Origin of the sequence: Nocardiopsis halotolerans DSM 44410 (genome assembly GCF_000341065.1) — a bacterium.
In the GTDB taxonomy this organism is placed as follows: domain Bacteria; phylum Actinomycetota; class Actinomycetes; order Streptosporangiales; family Streptosporangiaceae; genus Nocardiopsis; species Nocardiopsis halotolerans.
This window is the reverse complement of sequence record NZ_ANAX01000362.1, coordinates 1-4,330: the sequence shown is the minus strand read 5'-3', so window position 1 is coordinate 4,330 and position 4,330 is coordinate 1. Positions and strand designations below refer to the sequence as shown.

Here is a 4,330-nt window from a genome sequence, read left to right as displayed (position 1 = left end):
CCCCCCGCCGTAGCGGTGGCAGGCCACCGCGTGCCCGTACTCGTGCGCGCACACCACGGCCCACAGGACCAGGAGCGACACCAGGGTGACGCTCCAGGGGGAGGGGGCCGAGGTGAAGGCCTCGTACGGCCCGCGCCAGGAGAACAGCGTGTAGCCGCAGACCAGCAGACCGGCGAGGGTGAGCGGGGCAGCCACCGCCGGTGCGAGCAGCCAGCCCAGGGCGCGGGCCACGGCGGGGACGCGCTCGGCCGCGCCGCGGAGGGGCAGCCGCCAGCGCAGCGGCGACCTGCCCTCCACGCGGCGCGCGGCCTCGGCGGAGGCGCGCACCCGGTCGAGGAGTTCGGGGGAGGCACCGACCAGCAGGCCGCGCGGTTCCACCAGCGCCAGCAGGGACCGCCAGTGGTCGGCCGACAGGCGGCGCCCGAAGCGCCGCGCGTAGTCGTCACCGATCGCGGACAGCGGGGTGTCCCCGTCCAGGCGCGAGAGCAGGAACGCCTCGCGTTCACCCACCCGCAGGAACGCCCCGGTCTCGCGGTCGCCGACGACGTGGACCCGGCGCGGCCCCTCCCACAGGGCGGGTCCCACCCGTACGCTCGGGCGCAGCCGGGGACGGGCCTCCTCCAGCCACCCGTCCCCGACCTCGGTTCCGGCGGCGGTCACGCGGCCCCCGCGCCCACGCGCTCGGTGAGAGTCCGTTCGACCAGGTAGGACAGGTACACCTCGTCGAGGATGGCCGCGCCCAGCCGGTTGTTGGTCATGTGGACGTAGGAGCTGAGCAGCACCGCGGCCAGGTCCTCGGGGGCGTCCACGGCCGTGGGAGCGCCCCGCCCCCGCCGGCCGAAGAGCAGCTCCCCCCGCCCGGCGGCCTCCTCCACCCTGTGGCGCAGCTCGGCGCAGTGCCCGATCCACCTCTGCTCGATGCGCGAGCGCACCGCCCCGTTCCCGTCGGCGGTGATGTCGCGGATGCGGTCGATCCGGGTGCGCAGCGAGTCACGGGTGCGCGTGAAGCTCCGGTCGAAGGACTCGTGCTGTTCGTCGGAGGGCTGTTGGTAGGAGGTCTCCCAGAAGGCGCGGTAGCGCTGGAAGAACCGCAGCACCGCCGCGTCGTCGCGGAGGAAGGTGTAGGCGGTCATCAGCGCCAGCTGGGTCGCCAGTCCCAGGAGCACCGGCCGGACGTGGGTGTTGGAGGAGGCCAGCAGTTCGGCCACCATGTCGCTGGAGTGCTCGAAGTGCCACTCCGCGATCTCGATCCCCACCGGACCGCCGTACCGGTCCAGTTCCCGCTCGTAGGGCCGGACCTCGACGGTGTTGTTGGGGCGGAACGGGATGGCGCCCGAGGCCCCGTACTCGGCCTCCCACCGCTCCTCCCCGTACTCGGCGACGAACATCTGCTGGTACAGCTCGTCGAGCCCCTCGGTGTCGGTGTCGTACAGGGCGGGACGCCTGCGCAGGAAGTCCTCCAGGGCCGACCGCGCGCGTTCGGTCACCTCCGCGCGCCGGGACGCGTCGCTCGGGCGGAACCGGACCCGCAGGTGCGGCCCCTCCATCCAGTACTTGAGGAAGAACCAGCCGCTGATCATGCCCTCGGCGCGCAGTTCGGCCACCAGGGGACGCACGGCCTCGACCACGATCGGGTTGGCGTCACTGGCGTAGAAGACGTGGAATGCCACCCATTCATCGGACATGGCGGTCCCTTCCGGTGTCGTAGAGTTCGATCAGCATCTCGCTGACGTGCGGGCGGCCGTGCTCGTCGCGCAGCCACAGCCCGTCGGTGTCGGGAAGGGCCTCGGTCAGCACGAGCCGGGAGGACGCGGCCAGCACCATCTGCTCCAGCAGCTGGACCGAGTGCCAGCTGCCGAAGTCCACGGGCAGCGGTTTGCGCCCGGCGGCGCGTTTGGTCCCGCCCCCCTCCTGGACCGGCTCCTCCGACTCGACGGCGCCGCTCCTCGTGGCGGCGTTGTCGATCTGGGCGAAGATCCGCTCCGGCAGGCCCAGGTCGCGCTGCCAGCGCCGCACCCGCAGGAAGTACTCGGCGTCGTCACGGCCGGGGTCGCGCTCGGGGAAGTCCGCGACGCTCATCTTCCACATCCGGCGCTGGAGCACCAGGTCACCCAGGACCAGGCGCGGATAGGGGGTGACCCCCTGCTGGGGAACGGGCTGCCCGGTCCCCGCCCACAGGTCCATCTGCGCCATCCCGCTGGGGGAGAAGCACAGAAGTACCTGCTGGACCTCCGGCAGCGCCAACGGCATGAGGTACCCCAGGTAGACGGGGACGACCTCCCGCTCCAGCCGCCGCGAGACGAGCCGAACGCGGTCCGCGGCCTCGTCGTGGACCAGGAAGAGGTCGTCGAGCAGGATCTGCTCTTCGGCGGGGCGGTCGCTGTGGTCGCCGGGGCAGACGATCTCGTAGTCGGTCACCACCGGGTGGATGTTCAGGTTGGTCGTCTCGTACCCGCCGTGCAGCTCGGCCAGCACAGCCCCGTCGGGGGCGTAGCCGCGCAGGGTGTCCCTGAGCAGGTCGGGCGCTCCCTGGTCGGCGAGGCTGTGGGCGAACCGGGAGAACATCAGGGTCATCCCGGCGTAGGCCTGGTTCAGCACGGTGCGGCCCGGGGCGCCGTCCGCGCCCGCGTCCACCTGGAGCAGGAACGACCAGGGCTGAGCGGTGACCGTCGCGGGAGGCAGGTGGGGCAGCACCCGTTCGGCCAGTTCCGGACCCAACCGGATCTCCTCGGTGCCGGGCGGTGCCGAGGCCAGGCGCTCGCCCACGTACGCGGCGATGTCGTGCCGGGCCCGGTCCAGCCCCTCGATCTGCTCGGACCTGAACCAGTTCTCCTGGGGAACGTGGTTGTTGTCCTCGTCGAAGGCGCGGCGGCGCGTCGACCGTTGCAGGTAGGGATCGAAGAAGTCGCGCTGGAACTCGTGGCAGAACCGCACCACGTCGTCGCAGTGCCCGCCGGAGCCGTACCGGGCGACGAAGAACTCCCTGGCGGTCAGCCGCCGGGGCAGGTTCAGGTCGAAGGCCGGAAGCAGGTCGGCCAGGGCGGCCAGGTCGGGCAGCAGGGCCCGCTCGGCGGCGTCGCGGTCGGCGTCGGCGCCCCGGAAGGTGGTGTCCTCGTAGACGAGCGTGCGCGGCACCAGGTCGTCGTCGGCGCCCACCGCGGCGAAGCACTCCTCCACGGACGCGCGGACGCTCGCCAGGACACGCGCGCGCTCGCGCGCCGGAGTGCGGGAGTAGGCCGTCACCCGGTCACGGACGTGCCGCAGCGCGCGGGCGGCGCGTCGCAGCGCGGCGTGCTCCTGCGCCTCCAGCGCCGCGGTGAAGGCCTCCCCGGGGTCGTCGGAGCGCAGGTCCATCTGGAGGTCGGGCACGATCAGGAACCCCAGGCGCAGCAGATGCCCCAACAGCCGGTCGGTGTCGGCCGTGTCGCTCTCACCGTGGGCGTCGGCCACCCTGGCGCTGAGCTCCCGCAGCGTGGGGGAGCCGTCCCGGACCAGACCGGCCACCTTGTTCAGGACCGGGCCGCTGGGCAGGAAGAACAGGTCCTCGTGGACGGTGTCGATCGCCACCACCGCGTCGGGGTCGGCCCCCGCGGTGGTGCGGCGGCGCACGTAACGCATCCGGTCGCCGTCGGTGTCGGCGTCCGGGGCCAGTGTGACGGAGAAGTCCGACCGCAGCCGCGGATCGGCCAGGATCACCGCGGCCAGGCGGGCCAGGACGGCGACGTTGAGCCGGACGGTGGAACGTTTGCGCAGGTCGTCCGGGTTGGGTAGCGCGCTCGGCGCGTCCGGGCGGAACCGGCCGATGCCCACGGAGGTGAGGGTGCTGAACGGGCTGGTCTTCAGCGACGCCCGGTACAGCAGCTCCAGCAGCGTGCGTTCGAGGTGGCGCGCGGACTTGTCGAACTTCCGGCCGGGGTCCAGATAGCGGTCCATGTTCCGCTCCAGGACCTGGGACTGGAGCAGGACGGCGCCGCGCAGTTCGTCGTCGGACAGCGCGGCCCGGGCGTGCTCCCGGGCCCGGACCGTGTCCTCGGCCAGCGCCCGGGAGCCGCGCTCCCGGGCGGACGCGAGCGCGTCGAGGGCGTCCAGCCACGAGCGCAGCCGCTCCCGGGCCGCGGCGTCGAGCCCCGGCCGCGCGCGCGTCAGGGTCGCCGGACGGGGGCGCCGGGAGTTGAACACGTCCCGGCGCAGGTTGATCAGGGCGCCCCGGTCGTCGCCGGAGGCCCGGGAGACGGCCTCCTCCAGCACGGCGCGCAACTCCTCACCGCGCAGGTCGCGGAGTTCCTCGCGGTCCAGGACGTCCAGGGCCCACTCCAGCGCGAGGGGGGAA

The 4,330-nt window shown here is 73.2% G+C and carries 2 protein-coding genes and 1 pseudogene; all 3 read right to left on the bottom strand.

The window, feature by feature from the left end; all coding sequences use genetic code 11:
* Positions 1–660, bottom strand: a pseudogene (locus tag D455_RS31795) (hypothetical protein); the annotation flags it as partial.
* Positions 657–1,685, bottom strand: a complete 1,029-nt coding sequence (locus D455_RS0126580; protein WP_017573703.1) for a thiopeptide-type bacteriocin biosynthesis protein — start codon at positions 1,683–1,685, stop codon at positions 657–659. The gene D455_RS0126580 and the pseudogene D455_RS31795, both read right to left, overlap by 4 nt.
* Positions 1,675–4,330, bottom strand: a 2,656-nt coding sequence (locus D455_RS31790; RefSeq protein ID WP_017573702.1) for a lantibiotic dehydratase, incomplete at its 5' end; no start/stop codon positions are given. The genes D455_RS0126580 and D455_RS31790, both read right to left, overlap by 11 nt.

Bases quoted from the DNA above. Each gene is read 5' to 3' on its own strand.
- D455_RS0126580 (WP_017573703.1), bottom strand. From the start codon at position 1,685: ATGTCCGATGAATGGGTGGCATTCCACGTCTTCTACGCCAGTGACGCC.